This is a genomic window from Duganella sp. CT11-25 (assembly GCF_047302815.1).
Taxonomy (GTDB): Bacteria; Pseudomonadota; Gammaproteobacteria; order Burkholderiales; family Burkholderiaceae_D; genus Rugamonas.
The window spans coordinates 4,655,406-4,667,435 of sequence record NZ_JBKBFD010000001.1; the positions used below are offsets into that span (position 1 = coordinate 4,655,406).

Here is a 12,030-nt window from a genome sequence, read left to right on the forward strand (position 1 = left end):
TTGACAGCGACAGGAGAAACACATGAGCGGATCGCAGATCGTCTTCCTGGCCATCGTCTTTCTGGTGGCCGCAGCCATCGCCGTGGCGGCGCTGATGGCGTTTGCCCCGGTGGCGCTGCGCGAGCGCCTGAACGAGGTGGTGGAGCCGACTGCGGCCAACTCCGATCCGGGCGCCGGCGGCTGGGTCGAGAAGGTGGCGCACGCGGCGCAGCCGATCTCGCGCCTGTCGTTGCCGGAGGAGGGCTGGGAGCGTTCGCCGTTGCGTACCCGTTTCATGAACGCCGGCTGGCGCAGCGCGTCGGCGCCGTCGCTGTACTTCGCCGCCAAGACGCTGCTGGCGCTGGGTTTGCCGGCGCTGCTGGCGTTGTTCGGCGCGGTCACGCTGGACCAGTCGCACAAGGGCTTCATGTATTTGCTGTTGCTGGTGGCGGGTATCGGCTACTACCTGCCGAACGCCGTCCTGTCGCACAAGGCCGAAGCGCGCTGCCGCGAGATCTTCGAAACTTTCCCCGATGCGCTGGACCTGCTGACGGTGTGCGTGGAAGCGGGCCTGAGCCTGGAGCGCGCGCTGGCCAAGGTGGCCGGCGAGATCCATATCAAGAGCGTGGCGCTGGCGCAGGAGCTGCAACTGGTGCTGATGGAGATGCGCGCCGGCTTCACCAAGGAACGCGCCTTGCGCAACCTGGCCTTGCGCAGCGGCGTCGAGGATGTCGATACGCTGGTGGCGATGCTGATCCAGTCGGAACGCTTCGGCACCAGCATGGGCGATTCGCTGCGGGTGCATTCGGATAACCTGCGCAGCAAGCGCAGCGTGCTGGCCGAGGAGGCAGCGGCCAAGATCGCGCTGAAGCTGCTTTTCCCGCTGATCTTCTGCATTTTCCCGACGCTGATGCTGGTGCTGATCGGGCCTGCGGGGATACAGATCTACCGCATGGTGCTGCCGTCTGTCATTCCACACTAGGAGGCCAGCATGAAAAAGACACTAGGCGCGGCATGCGCCGGCGCGCTGCTGATGGCGTGCGGCGGCATGCAGACGACAGCCATGGCGCCGGTCGAAGCGGATATCACCGCGCTGGAAAGGACCTGTGTGCGCGATCCGCTGGATCCGGCGAATTGGGAGCAGCTGGCGGCGGTACTGGCCGCCGGCGGCGAGCGTGAACGCGCGGCGACCATGTATCTGCAGGCGGCCACGCTGCGCGCGCATGACATCCGCGACGACTACGCGCGGTTGAAGGAGGAGCTAAAGGAGGAGCGGAAGGATGCGCGCGTCGCCGAAGCCGCTGCCATGCCGCGCACGCAGGTGCGGCGGATCGGCGCGGCGCTGGTGGAAGTGCTGCGCATACCGGCGAGCGGCGCCGCGCAGGCGCCATTGCCGCCGGCTGCCGCGCCGGGATCGGCCGTCATCCGCCTGGAGATCAGCAACGGCAACGGCGTTGCCGGTGCCGCCGCTCGGCTGGCACGTTCGCTGGATGGCGATGGATTGAAGACGGTGCGGCTGACCAACGTGCGCCCGTTCACCGTGCCGCTCAGCCGCATCGAATACCAGCGCGAACAAACCGCGATGGCGCGGCAACTGGGACAGCGTCTTGGCCTGCCGCTGCATAGGTTGCGCGGCAATCCGGCCTATGCCGACATGCGCATCGTGCTGGGGCACGACGTGCGGTATCTGAAATAAAAAAACCGTCCGAGTGGAGATCATCCTCCCGGACGGTAAAAACACACCCATGTGTTTCCTGCTGCAGCCGGCCGCCAGGGCCGGCGCATTCCTTACTGCCAGCTCACGCTGCCCAAGCCGCGGGCGCTGGCATTACGATTGGTCGGGTTGCCGTACACGGTGGCTGAACCCAGGCCGGTTAATTTGAGATTGGCACTGCTCTTGGCGTACACGGACGCGCTACCCAGGCCGGTCATGTTGACGTCGATGGTGTCGGCGCGCAGCTGCTGCGCATCCAGGCTGCCCACGCCGCCAAGGCTGGCGTGCAGCTGCTTGGTCTGGCCGCTCATCTCGATGCGGCCGGCGCCGTTCAGGTGCAGGTCGACGTTGTCGCTGCTGCCCGCATCGACGGTCATGCCGCCCACGCCGCCCAGCCGCACATCGACGTTGCGGTACTGCGCATTGACCTTGACCGAGCCCGCGCCTTCCAGGGCGAGGCGCAGATTGTCGCCTTTGAAGCCGCTTACTTCGGTGGCGCCCACGCCGCTCGATGCCAGCGCGCGCAGATTCGGCAGCGTCAGTTCGGCGCGCAGTTCGCGCTTGTTGCCGAAGTTGAAGGTGTTCATTTTCGTGGTACCGATGTGCAGCGTCTCGCCGCTTTGTTCGATCACCACTTTTTTCAGCGCATCGGCTTCACCGTAGATCGTCAGTGATGCCACGGCGCCTTGCTTGACCTTGAGGCTGATGACGCCATCCAGATCGATGTTGACGGCACGCGCATCGACGCTGCGGCTTTCGCTGATCACATCGGCGGCCAGCGCGGCGTGTGCGCCGCAGCTCAGGACCGTGGCCAGCATCGCAGCCTTCAGGTGGTTTTTCATCATGCGCTCCGTTGTCGTCGGTGGGATTACAGTGCGGCTTTTTCAGCGGCGGTCAGGCGCTTGGCGGTGACGGTCACCACTGGCATCTTGCTGGTGTCCGCCTTGGCGGCGACTGGTGCCGCCACGTATGCAGGGACGGCGGCGGTGGCGAAGGTGGTAGCGCTGGCGATGACGATAGCGGCTACGAAGATGGCTTCCATGTTTTTTGCGATGTTCATTTTGAGCTCCTTGTGGGTGAATAGTTCGTTGCGTTGAGTGAACTATAGACAAGGGCTATCCGTCCATCCACCGGGATGTGACGAACTGCAAAAACGAGGGGTCAGAATGCGATTTAGCGGGTTTAGCGACTGAGCGCCGCGCCGCAAAGCAGGTCCTGGTTGCTGGCGTAGAGCTGCGACAGCCAGGCGGAGACGGTTTTAAAGCGGGCGATTGAACCGGCGTCGCGGTGGCTGAGCAGCCAGATATCGCGCTGCACCTCGACGCCGGCGCCGATGCGCTGCAGGCCCTCCTGCTGACCCATCAGGCAGGGCAGCAGCGCCATGCCGACACCGGCGCGGCAGGCGCGCACCATCGTGCTCAGGCTGTTCACCTTGAGCACTTTGCGCGGCTGCGGGTCCATCTGCGCCAGCCATTGCATTTCCGCAGTGCCGGCCAGCGTGTCGTCATAGGCGATCCACGGTTGCGTGCCCCAGCAGGCGCGCGGCGTGTCGGCGAACTGGGCGTGGCCATAGACGGCGAAGCCCAGGTCGCCCAGCTTGCGCATCACCAGCGCCGCATCCTCGCCCGGCTTGCCCAGGCGCAGGGCGAAATCGGCCTCGCGGCGGGTGAAGGACAGGTTCTGGTTCTCCGCCTGCAGCGTCAGCTGCAGATGCGGGTGCTGGGCGTGCAGCGCGGGAACGTGGTCCAGCAGCCAGTAGTCGAACAGGAAGTCGATGGAGGTGATGTTGACCGGACCGGCGGTGGCGTCGGCCTCCTGCGACGAGGCTTGCAGCATGCTCTGGACGTTGCCGTAGACCGCTTCGCCATGTTCGACGAAGACCTGGCCGGCGTCGGTCAACTGGTAGCCGGTGTTATCGCGGATGAACAGGCGCAGCTTGAGCGCCTTCTCGGCGGCGGCGATGCGGCGGCTGATGGTGGAGGCGTCCACCCCCAACTGGCGGCCGGTGGCGCTCATGCTGCCGCTGCGGGCCAGCGCCAGGATCAGCGGGATGTCGTTCCAGTCGAAGTCGTTGCTTGTCGCCATGAGGGGGTCTGCATATTTGCAAAGTCGTCTTGCAGGGGTGTCTGTTCCACAAACGTGATCGCAAGCCTAAGATTCACTCCATCGCAGCCGCAGTCACAAACGACTGTAGCACAACACTGGTTATCCATACATCGACTAAAAGGAAGAACATCATGAACAACGCAACCTCCAACGAAACCGTCAACCTGTCCCGCCGTACCGCGCTGTTCAGCAGCGCCGGCGCTGCCGCCGCCGCCGTGGTCCTGCCGCTTGCAGCCCTGAGCGGCGAGACGCAAGCCGCAGCAGCGATTCGCGGCGGCGCGGTCGCCAAGACCGCCAGCACCATCACCACCCGCGACGGCGTCGAGATCTACTATAAGGATTGGGGTCCGCGCACCGGCCAACCGGTCATCCTGAGCCACGGCTGGCCGCTGAATGCCGACAGCTGGGAATCGGCAGCCTTCCATCTGGCGAACAACGGCTTCCGCGTCATCACCCACGACCGTCGCGGCCACGGCCGTTCGAGCCAGCCCTGGGATGGCAACGACATGGACCACTACGCCGACGACCTGGCGCAGCTGATCGAAGCGCTGGACCTGAAGAACATCATCCTGGCCGGCTTCTCGACCGGCGGCGGCGAGGTGGCGCGCTATGTGGGCCGCCACGGCACCAAGCGCATCGCCAAGCTGGGCCTGATCTCGGCGGTGCCGCCGCTGATGCTGAAAACCGCCGACAATCCAGGCGGCCTGCCGATTGAAGTGTTCGACGGCATCCGCGCCGGCTCGGTCGCCAACCGCGCGCAGCTCTACCTGGACATCGCCTCCGGTCCGTTCTACAACTACAACCGTCCGGGCGCCAAGCCGTTGCAAGGCATCATCCAGGCGTGGTATGCACAGGGCATGCAGGGCGGTCATAAAAACACCTATGACTCGATCAAGGCCTTCTCGGAAACCGACTTCCGCGACGACTTGAAAAAATTCGACAAGCCGACCCTGATCATCCACGGTGACGACGACCAGATCGTGCCGATCGATGCGGCGGGCAAAGCCTCGGCCAAGATCGTCCAGCACGCCAAGCTGATCATCTATCCGGGCGCGCCGCACGGCCTGACCGACACGCACAAGGAGAAGTTCAACGCCGACTTCCTGGCCTTTGCCAAATCCTGAAACACCGGGCCGCTTCCGGGCGGTCCATAAAAATCTTAAAAAATAGCTTGCTATTGAATAGTGCGCGATATATATTGAGCACATGGGCAGCAATCAACCGCCCCGGAAGCTGTAAAAACATAGTTCGCTACTAAATCGTTATCTACTAAATACGGAGTCCATCATGAGCAAAGATACCCAAGACCAAGTCAGCATCTCCCGTCGTTCCGCCCTGTTCGGTGGCGCCACCGCCGCAGTAGCAGCCGTCGCCGTACCACTGGCAGCATTGTCCAGCGGCAGCGTGCAAGCCGCGCCAGCGATTCGCGGCGGCGCGGTCGCCAAGACCGCCAGCACCATCACCACCCGCGACGGCGTCGAGATCTACTATAAGGATTGGGGTCCGCGCACAGGCCAACCGGTCATCCTGAGCCACGGCTGGCCGCTGAATGCCGACAGCTGGGAATCGGCAGCCTTCCATCTGGCGAACAACGGCTTCCGCGTCATCACCCACGACCGTCGCGGCCATGGCCGTTCGAGCCAGCCGTGGGATGGCAACGACATGGACCACTACGCCGACGACCTGGCGCAGCTGATCGAAGCGCTGGACCTGAAGAACATCATCCTGGCCGGCTTCTCGACCGGCGGCGGCGAGGTGGCGCGCTATGTGGGTCGCCACGGCACCAAGCGCATCGCCAAGCTGGGCCTGATCTCGGCGGTGCCGCCGCTGATGCTGAAAACCGCCGACAATCCAGGCGGCCTGCCGATTGAAGTGTTCGACGGCATCCGCGCCGGCTCGGTCGCCAACCGCGCGCAGCTCTACCTGGACATCGCCTCCGGTCCGTTCTACAACTACAACCGGCCGGGCGCCAAGCCGTCGCAAGGCATCATCCAGGCGTGGTATGCACAGGGCATGCAGGGCGGTCATAAAAACACCTATGACTCGATCAAGGCCTTCTCGGAAACCGACTTCCGCGACGACTTGAAAAAATTCGATAAGCCGACCCTGATCATCCACGGTGACGACGACCAGATCGTGCCGATCGATGCGGCGGGCAAAGCCTCGGCCGCCATCGTCAAGCACGCCAAGCTGATCATCTACCCAGGTGCGCCGCACGGCCTGACCGATACGCACAAGGACAAGTTCAACGCCGACTTCCTGGCGTTCGCCAAGTCCTAAAGCAAAAGGGCCCGCAAAATTTGCGGGCCCTTTTCACGCATCCGTGCATTCGAGCAGCGTTATACTCTGCGGTAGTGAAACGGAGTCGCGCATGAACAGGCTGATGGTTATCTTCATAATGTTGTATGCCGGCGCACTCCACGGGGCGGCCCGGGGCGAAGTGGTCAACGTCTACACCAGCGCGCGTGTGGCGCCACTGTTGCTTGACGATGGGCGCGGCATCTACGCCGACATGGTCGAATACCTGAACCGGCAAAAGCTGGACAACCTTAGTTTCAAGTTGATTTACCTGCCACGCAAGCGGCTGCAGCTGCAGGTTGAAAGCGGCGGCTTGGACGGCATCGTCATCGGCATGATGCCGCACTGGTTTGACGACGTCGCGCAGAAAAAATATTTGTGGACCGCGCCGTTTGCGCTGGACCGCTACGTGGTCGTGCTGCCGCCCGGCCAGGCCTACAGCGCCTCGGTGCCGGGCGCGCTGTCCGGCCGCTCGCTGGGCATGGTGCTGGGTTATAGCTATCCCGACCTGGACGACTGGATACGCAGGCAGGGCCTGGTCCGCAGCGACGCCATCAGCGACGAGCACAACCTGGAGAAGCTGCGGCTGCATCGGGTCGACAGCGTGGCCGCCGCCGAATCCATCGTGCGCTACTACATGAAGGTGCATGCGCTGAAGGGGCAATTCCAATTGCACGAACTGCCGTCGCGGCAAACCGAGCGGCGCTTCCTGGTGCCCCACTCCAAGACCGCCATCTACAACAAGATCGCCCCGGTGCTGCGCAAGCTGAAGGACGATCCCGAGTGGCAGCGCAACGCCGCGAAGTATGAATAGCGTTCCGGCCTAAGCTAACCTGGCGCGGAAGAAGTCCGTCGTGCGCTGCCATGCCAGTTTGGCGGCGGCGGCGTCGTAGCGCGGCGTGGTGTCGTTGTTGAAGCCGTGCTCGACGTCAGGATAGACGTGGTACTGGTAGGACGTGCCGGCTGCTTTCAACGCCGTCTCGTAAGCTGGCCAGCCGGCGCGGATGCGTTCGTCTTTGCCGGCGTCGTGTATCAGCAGGTGCGCTTTGATTTTAGGCACGTCCGCAGCCGGAGGCTGCGAGCCATAGAACGGCACGGCCGCCGCCAGGTCCGGCAGCTGCGTGGCAAGGTAGTTGGAGATGCCGCCGCCGAAGCAGAAGCCGACCACGCCGAATTTGCCATTCCCCTCAGGTAGCTGCTTCAGCCACTGCGCGGAGGCGACGAAGTCGGCGCGTGTCTTGGCCTGGTCCAGTTTGCCGAACAAGGCGCGCGCCTTGTCCTCGTCGCCCGGATAGCCGCCGAGCGTATGCAGCGCGTCCGGTGCGAAGGCGATGAAACCATCCAGCGCCAGTCGGCGCGCGATGTCTTCGATGTGGGGATTCAGGCCACGGTTCTCGTGCACCACGAGCACCAGCGGCAGCTTGCCCTTTGCGTCGGCGGGAGAGACCAGGTAGCCGCGCACCGTGCCGTTGCCTTGCGGCGAAGGCAGTTCGACGAAACGCGCCTTGATGCGCTTGTCTTCCGGCGTGACCAGCGGCGCCGCAAAGCTCGGGCTCAGCGCGCCGAGCAGGCTGGCGGCGGTGGCGCCGCCCACGGCGTAGCGTGCCGCGGACGCCAGGAAATCGCGGCGCGTGATGCCGCCATGCACGTACTGGTCGAACAGCTTCAATACTTCCGGATCAAAATCGGCGGCGGTCTTGCGGGTCATGTCTCGGCTCCATGGGCTGGTAATGGGTAGCCCAGTGTAGCGCAGAGATTCTCTTACCGCCGCGCAGCCGCGCGGAATATTTATGCATATCCAAGCGTGATTTCGACATACCGGACGCCGCGCCGCCTGTCCGCTTCTATTTCTCAGCGCGGGTTCGTTGAGTAGATGGGGTCGGTTTGTCGCCGGCGGGCCTGGGAGACCAGAATACGCAAAATCACCTGCGTCGGCACCCCGTGCTCGGCAAGGTACTTCCAAGCCGATGCAGAGCCGTGCACTTCATCCACCACTAAGCCGTTTTCGACGGTTTGGGCCATATCTAGATTCGTTCGTAGTAGCATACTGAGCCGTGTATCAGAATAATTTCCGCTTCGCGGACAAGAGGGGCACGGGGCTGGGTGATGGTGCTGTGGCGAGGTGCGCGGGGTCGGAGCGCAAAGCACAGTTCCAACCGAATATATCAGATAGCGATATTCGAGTGATTGCATATTGCTATCGAATCGCATGCGGCGGCTATCGTCCGTCATTAAAGCGCCACCCTGAATAGCAAAAAAGCCCAGCCGGTGAGGGCTGGGCTTTGAGAGCGATGTTGCTGGTGCCGACTGCCGGTTTCGAACTGGCCACCTGATGATTACAAATCAACTGCTCTACCAAATGAGCTAAGTCGGCGAAACTTGTACGGGGCGAATTATACGCTATTTAATTCGCGTAAGGGTTGGGCGGCCGCCCTTTTTGGGCGGGTCGCTATCGTCGTCCGGGGCGCCTGGCGCCTCGGTTTTCGCCTCTGCCAGCGCCGGCGGCGGCGCTGCCGGAACAGCCGACAGCACCGGCGCCGGGGCGCTGGTTTCGTCCGCTTGCGGCGGCGCTTCGGCCGGGCCACCGACCTGCGGTTCGAACGCCATCCCCTGGCCGTTTTCGTTGGCGTAGATCGCCATGACGTTGTTGACCGGGACGTAGATTTCGCGCGAGACGCCGCCGAAGCGGGCGTGGAAGCGGATGCTGTCGTTGTCCATCTTCAGGCCGGAGGTGGCGCCGAAACTGATGTTGAGGACGATTTCGCCCTTCTTGACGTATTCCATCGGCACCGTGGTCGAGGCGTCGACCTTGACGGCGAGGTAGGGCGTGTAGCCGCTATCGGTGCACCATTCGTAGATGGCGCGCAGCATGTAGGGCTTGGTTGAGATTTCGGACATGGTATTCCAGGGCTGCTGTAGAACACGGCGCGCCGCCAGTCAAGGCCGGCAAACGCGCCGCTACACTTCAAGTAAGACGAGCTGCGTCCGCGATTAGCGGCGCATCACTTTTTCCGACGGCGTCAGCGCTTCGATGTACGCTGGGCGCGAGAAGATGCGCTCGGCGTATTTCATCAGCGGGGCCGCGGTCTTCGACAGTTCGATGCCGTAGTGGTCCAGGCGCCACAGCAGCGGCGCGACGGCCACGTCCAGCATCGAGAATTCATCGCCCAGCATGTACTTGTTCTTCAGGAACAGCGGTGCGAGCGTGGTCAGGCGGTCGCGGATTTCCGCGCGAGCCTTGTCGTGGCTCTTGTCGTTGCCCTTGGCGCGTTCGCTTTCCAGCACGTGCACGTGAACGAACAACTCTTTTTCAAAGTTGAACAGCATCAGGCGCGCGCGGGCGCGCATCAGCGGGTCGGCCGGCATCAGCTGTGGATGCGGGAAACGTTCGTCGATGTACTCATTGATGATATTCGATTCGTACAAAATCAATTCGCGTTCGACCAGGATCGGCACCTGACCATACGGATTCATGGTCGAGATATCTTCCGGCTTGTTGAACAAGTCGACATCGCGCACTTCAAAGTCCATGCCTTTTTCAAACAGGACCAGGCGGCAGCGTTGCGAGAATGGGCAGGTCGTACCCGAGTAGAGAACCATCATTTTTATAGTTCCTTAGAAGAACAAAGGGGGTGAACCCGAAAACGGATCACCCCGGATCGATCGCCCGCCAGCGCGGGCATCGCAAAACAAGCGCCGGCCAGCCGGCGCTCTCTATTATTTCACTTCTTTCCAGAACGACGCGTTGAGGCGCCATGCCAGGAAGGCGAATACGGTCAGGAACAGCACGACCCATACGCCCAGTTGTTTGCGGGTCTGCGCCGCAGGCTCCGCCATCCACTCCATGTAACCGACCAGGTCGGCCACCGCAGTTTCATATTCCAACTTGCTCAGCTTGCCCGGCGACACCTGCTCGAAGCCGGCAAACTGGTGCGTCGTCTTGCCATGTTCGTGCGGGTCGGCCACTTCTTCCATCTTGACCTTTTGTACACCCTGCAGTTCCCACAACACATGCGGCATCGCCACATTGTTGACCACCAGATTGTTCCAGCCGGTTGGTCGGGTGTCGTCCTTGTAGAAAGTCCGCAGGTAAGTATACAGGTAGTCGCCGCCGGTGCCGGCGCCCGACGATTTGGCCCGCGAAATCACCGACAGATCCGGTGGCACCACGCCGAACCATGCTTTCGCATCGCTCGCTTTCATGGTGGTGGTCATCATTTCGCCGACCTTTTCGCCGGTAAACAGCAGGTTGGATTTGATTTGCTCTTCCGTCAGGCCCAGGTCGCGCAGGCGGTTGTAGCGCATCGAGGACGCATTATGGCAGTTCAGGCAGTAATTGACGAACAGTTTGGCGCCATGCTGCAGCGCGGCCATGTTGTTCGAGCGGTCCGGCGCCTTGTCGAGCGCGACGCCGCCTTCGTTGGCCAGGGCCAGGCCCGGCAACAATGCCAGGGTAGCGAGGAGTTTCTTAGCAAAATTCATGTCGTGTCCTTTATGTACTTTAGCCGGGTCGTCGATCAGTGCGCGTGGAACACAACGCGGTCAGGGACCTTCTTGAACGTGCCCATGGCGCTCCACCACGGCATGAACAGGAAGAAGCTAAAGTACAGCAGGGTGCAGACTTGCGAGACGATGGTGCGCGTGTCGGTCGGCGCCAGCGTGCCGAGGTAGCCCAGCGTCAGGAACGAGATGAAGAACACGGCGTACACATATTTGTGCCAGTCCGGACGGTAGCGGATCGACTTGACCGGCGACTTGTCCAGCCATGGCAGGAAGGCCAGGATCACCACCGAGCCGCCGAAGAACACCACGCCCCAGAACTTGGCGTCGAGGATCTGCGGCAGCATGCCGACGATGGCCACCAGCGCGATGACGGCGATGGCGATCTTGACCAGGCGCGGCAGTTGCGATTTCAGCCACACGAACACCACATAGGCGGCGACGAAGAACATCAGCACCCACATGAAGTCGGCCGTGGTGGCGCGCAGCACCGAGTAGAACGCGGTGAAGTACCAGGTCGGCGCGATGTGCAGCGGGGTCTTCAGCGAATCGCCCGGCAGGAAGTTGTTGTACTCGAGGAAGTAGCCGCCCATTTCCGGGGCGAAGAACACCACGGTGCTGAAGATCAGCAGGAACACCGACACGCCGAACAGGTCGTGCACCGTGTAATAAGGGTGCGAAGGGATGGAATCGACCGGGTGGCCGTCGGCGCCCAGGTTGTCCTTCACTTCAATGCCGTCCGGGTTGCTCGAACCGACTTCGTGCAGCGCGATCAGGTGGGCGGCCACCAGACCCAGCAGCACCAGCGGGATGGCGATCACGTGGAAGGCGAAGAAGCGGTTCAGGGTGGCGTCGGACACCACGTAGTCGCCGCGGATCCACAGCGACAGGTCAGGTCCGATCAGCGGAATCGCGCCGAACAGGTTGACGATCACCTGCGCGCCCCAGTACGACATCTGGCCCCATGGCAGCAGGTAGCCGAAGAACGCTTCGGCCATCAGGCACAGGAAGATGGCGAAACCGAACAGCCAGATCAGTTCGCGCGGCTTGCGGTAGGAACCGTACAAGAGGCCGCGCGTCATGTGCAGGTAGACGATGATGAAGAAGGCCGAGGCGCCGGTCGAGTGCATATAGCGCACCAGCCAGCCCCATGGCACTTCGCGCATGATGTATTCGACCGAACCGAAGGCCAGGTTGGCGTCCGGCTTGTAGTGCATGGTCAGGAAGATGCCAGTGACGATCTGCAGCACCAGCACCAGCATGGCCAGCGAGCCGAAGATGTACCAGAAATTGAAGTTTTTCGGAGCGTAGTACTTGCCCCATTGGTCGTTCCACAGCTTGGTCAGCGGGAAGCGGTCATCGACCCAGCCCAAGGCTTTTTGTGCGGCTGGTGCATCTGCGGGGAATTTTGTCTCTTTGAAAGCCGCCATGAT

The 12,030-nt window shown here is 62.5% G+C and carries 14 protein-coding genes and 1 tRNA gene; 5 read left to right on the forward strand and 10 right to left on the reverse strand.

From position 1 onward, the window contains the following. The first annotated feature begins 22 nt into the window (after window positions 1–22). Together ACEN9F_RS19960 and ACEN9F_RS19965 are read left to right on the forward strand one after the other, a co-directional pair. On the forward strand, window positions 23–961 hold the full coding sequence (locus ACEN9F_RS19960; RefSeq protein WP_413422603.1) for a type II secretion system F family protein: 939 nt from the start codon (window positions 23–25) through the stop codon (window positions 959–961). A 9-nt stretch (window positions 962–970) separates the two neighbouring features. Beyond that, on the forward strand, window positions 971–1,675 hold the full coding sequence (locus ACEN9F_RS19965) for a LytR C-terminal domain-containing protein (RefSeq protein WP_413422605.1): 705 nt from the start codon (window positions 971–973) through the stop codon (window positions 1,673–1,675). A 92-nt stretch (window positions 1,676–1,767) separates the two neighbouring features. Here ACEN9F_RS19965 and ACEN9F_RS19970 read toward each other — a convergent pair whose 3' ends face one another. The 3 genes from ACEN9F_RS19970 to ACEN9F_RS19980 all read right to left on the reverse strand — a co-directional run bounded on the left by ACEN9F_RS19970 (window position 1,768) and on the right by ACEN9F_RS19980 (window position 3,778). Beyond that, window positions 1,768–2,538 (reverse strand): head GIN domain-containing protein, encoded by a 771-nt coding sequence (locus ACEN9F_RS19970; RefSeq protein WP_413422607.1) that lies wholly within the window; start codon window positions 2,536–2,538, stop codon window positions 1,768–1,770. A gap of 23 nt (window positions 2,539–2,561) precedes the next feature. Then, window positions 2,562–2,753 carry a hypothetical protein gene (locus ACEN9F_RS19975; RefSeq protein ID WP_413422609.1) on the reverse strand — a complete coding sequence of 64 codons (192 nt, stop codon included), beginning with the start codon at window positions 2,751–2,753 and terminating at the stop codon, window positions 2,562–2,564. 122 nt (window positions 2,754–2,875) lie between these two features. Further along, window positions 2,876–3,778 carry a LysR family transcriptional regulator gene (locus ACEN9F_RS19980; RefSeq protein ID WP_413422611.1) on the reverse strand — a complete coding sequence of 301 codons (903 nt, stop codon included), beginning with the start codon at window positions 3,776–3,778 and terminating at the stop codon, window positions 2,876–2,878. A 152-nt stretch (window positions 3,779–3,930) separates the two neighbouring features. Here ACEN9F_RS19980 and ACEN9F_RS19985 point away from each other — a divergent pair, with 152 nt between their 5' ends. The 3 genes from ACEN9F_RS19985 to ACEN9F_RS19995 all read left to right on the forward strand — a co-directional run bounded on the left by ACEN9F_RS19985 (window position 3,931) and on the right by ACEN9F_RS19995 (window position 6,911). Next, window positions 3,931–4,923: an alpha/beta fold hydrolase gene (locus ACEN9F_RS19985; RefSeq protein WP_413422613.1), complete on the forward strand. Its 993-nt coding sequence runs from the start codon at window positions 3,931–3,933 to the stop codon at window positions 4,921–4,923. Between the two features lie 163 nt (window positions 4,924–5,086). Next, a complete protein-coding gene (locus tag ACEN9F_RS19990; protein WP_413422615.1) occupies window positions 5,087–6,079 on the forward strand; it encodes an alpha/beta fold hydrolase in 993 nt (330 codons plus the stop codon). A gap of 103 nt (window positions 6,080–6,182) precedes the next feature. Continuing rightward, window positions 6,183–6,911, forward strand: a complete 729-nt coding sequence (locus ACEN9F_RS19995) for a substrate-binding periplasmic protein (RefSeq protein ID WP_413422617.1) — start codon at window positions 6,183–6,185, stop codon at window positions 6,909–6,911. Window positions 6,912–6,920: 9 nt separating this feature from the next. Here the strand turns inward: ACEN9F_RS19995 and ACEN9F_RS20000 are convergent, their stop codons facing one another. From ACEN9F_RS20000 to ACEN9F_RS20030, 7 genes are all read right to left on the reverse strand, one after another. Continuing rightward, the gene (locus tag ACEN9F_RS20000; RefSeq protein WP_413422619.1) at window positions 6,921–7,805 is read right to left on the reverse strand and encodes a dienelactone hydrolase family protein; all 885 of its coding nucleotides are present in this window, start codon (window positions 7,803–7,805) and stop codon (window positions 6,921–6,923) included. A gap of 143 nt (window positions 7,806–7,948) precedes the next feature. Further along, on the reverse strand, window positions 7,949–8,119 hold the full coding sequence (locus ACEN9F_RS20005; protein ID WP_413422620.1) for a hypothetical protein: 171 nt from the start codon (window positions 8,117–8,119) through the stop codon (window positions 7,949–7,951). A 276-nt stretch (window positions 8,120–8,395) separates the two neighbouring features. Next, window positions 8,396–8,471: transfer RNA gene (locus tag ACEN9F_RS20010), tRNA-Thr, on the reverse strand. 26 nt (window positions 8,472–8,497) lie between these two features. Then, window positions 8,498–8,995: a ClpXP protease specificity-enhancing factor gene (locus tag ACEN9F_RS20015; RefSeq protein ID WP_413422622.1), complete on the reverse strand. Its 498-nt coding sequence runs from the start codon at window positions 8,993–8,995 to the stop codon at window positions 8,498–8,500. Window positions 8,996–9,088: 93 nt separating this feature from the next. Continuing rightward, the gene (locus ACEN9F_RS20020; RefSeq protein ID WP_017877976.1) at window positions 9,089–9,700 is read right to left on the reverse strand and encodes a glutathione S-transferase N-terminal domain-containing protein; all 612 of its coding nucleotides are present in this window, start codon (window positions 9,698–9,700) and stop codon (window positions 9,089–9,091) included. A 114-nt stretch (window positions 9,701–9,814) separates the two neighbouring features. Continuing rightward, a complete protein-coding gene (locus tag ACEN9F_RS20025; RefSeq protein WP_413422624.1) occupies window positions 9,815–10,579 on the reverse strand; it encodes a cytochrome c1 in 765 nt (254 codons plus the stop codon). 35 nt (window positions 10,580–10,614) lie between these two features. Beyond that, on the reverse strand, window positions 10,615–12,027 hold the full coding sequence (locus ACEN9F_RS20030; RefSeq protein ID WP_413422626.1) for a cytochrome b: 1,413 nt from the start codon (window positions 12,025–12,027) through the stop codon (window positions 10,615–10,617). Window positions 12,028–12,030 lie beyond the last annotated feature (3 nt).

Excerpts from the sequence above, each read along its gene's own strand:
- ACEN9F_RS19960 (WP_413422603.1), top strand. The coding sequence starts at position 23 with ATGAGCGGATCGCAGATCGTCTTCCTGGCCATCGTCTTTCTGGTGGCC.
- ACEN9F_RS19965 (WP_413422605.1), top strand. The coding sequence starts at position 971 with ATGAAAAAGACACTAGGCGCGGCATGCGCCGGCGCGCTGCTGATGGCG.
- ACEN9F_RS19970 (WP_413422607.1), bottom strand. The coding sequence starts at position 2,538 with ATGATGAAAAACCACCTGAAGGCTGCGATGCTGGCCACGGTCCTGAGC.
- ACEN9F_RS19975 (WP_413422609.1), bottom strand. The coding sequence starts at position 2,753 with ATGAACATCGCAAAAAACATGGAAGCCATCTTCGTAGCCGCTATCGTC.
- ACEN9F_RS19980 (WP_413422611.1), bottom strand. The coding sequence starts at position 3,778 with ATGGCGACAAGCAACGACTTCGACTGGAACGACATCCCGCTGATCCTG.
- ACEN9F_RS19985 (WP_413422613.1), top strand. The coding sequence starts at position 3,931 with ATGAACAACGCAACCTCCAACGAAACCGTCAACCTGTCCCGCCGTACC.
- ACEN9F_RS19990 (WP_413422615.1), top strand. The coding sequence starts at position 5,087 with ATGAGCAAAGATACCCAAGACCAAGTCAGCATCTCCCGTCGTTCCGCC.
- ACEN9F_RS19995 (WP_413422617.1), top strand. The coding sequence starts at position 6,183 with ATGGTTATCTTCATAATGTTGTATGCCGGCGCACTCCACGGGGCGGCC.
- ACEN9F_RS20000 (WP_413422619.1), bottom strand. The coding sequence starts at position 7,805 with ATGACCCGCAAGACCGCCGCCGATTTTGATCCGGAAGTATTGAAGCTG.
- ACEN9F_RS20005 (WP_413422620.1), bottom strand. The coding sequence starts at position 8,119 with ATGGCCCAAACCGTCGAAAACGGCTTAGTGGTGGATGAAGTGCACGGC.
- ACEN9F_RS20015 (WP_413422622.1), bottom strand. The coding sequence starts at position 8,995 with ATGTCCGAAATCTCAACCAAGCCCTACATGCTGCGCGCCATCTACGAA.
- ACEN9F_RS20020 (WP_017877976.1), bottom strand. The coding sequence starts at position 9,700 with ATGATGGTTCTCTACTCGGGTACGACCTGCCCATTCTCGCAACGCTGC.
- ACEN9F_RS20025 (WP_413422624.1), bottom strand. The coding sequence starts at position 10,579 with ATGAATTTTGCTAAGAAACTCCTCGCTACCCTGGCATTGTTGCCGGGC.
- ACEN9F_RS20030 (WP_413422626.1), bottom strand. The coding sequence starts at position 12,027 with ATGGCGGCTTTCAAAGAGACAAAATTCCCCGCAGATGCACCAGCCGCA.